Origin of the sequence: Streptomyces atriruber, assembly GCF_001418325.1 — a bacterium.
GTDB classification, from domain to species: Bacteria; Actinomycetota; Actinomycetes; order Streptomycetales; family Streptomycetaceae; genus Streptomyces; species Streptomyces atriruber.
The window spans coordinates 1-396 of record NZ_LIPN01000021.1 but is presented as its reverse complement, the minus strand read 5'-3'; the positions used below and the strand labels follow the sequence as shown (position 1 = coordinate 396).

At 72.5% G+C, this 396-nt stretch carries 1 protein-coding gene; it reads left to right on the top strand.

Translation table 11 applies throughout. The features are described 5' to 3' along the window. Nucleotides 1–396 (top strand): aldehyde dehydrogenase family protein (locus AOK03_RS43715; protein ID WP_244177450.1); only part of this gene is annotated, 396 nt, incomplete at both ends.

The window sequence follows — 396 nt, the reverse complement described above, 5'->3', positions numbered from 1 at the left end:
GCGGCCGTCGTCCTCGGCGACTACTCCTCCGACGAGGACCTCGACTGGGCCGCCTCGCGCATCGCCACGTTCTCCAACTACCAGGGCGGCCAGTCCTGCATCTCCGTGCAGCGGGTCATCGCGGACGCCGCCGTGTACGACCGGCTCGTGCCGCGCGTGATCAAGGCCGTCGAGGCCCAGGTCACCGGTGACCCGTCCGACCCGGCTACCGAGGTCGGCCCGCTGGTCAACGAGGACGCCGCCAAGCGCGTGGAGTCCTGGGTGGACGAGGCCGCGAAGGCGGGCGCCAAGGTCCTCACCGGCGGCAAGCGCGACGGTGCCTCGTACGCGCCGACCGTCCTCGCCGACGTACCGGCCGACGTCACCATCGCCTGCGAGGAGGTCTTCGGCCCCGTC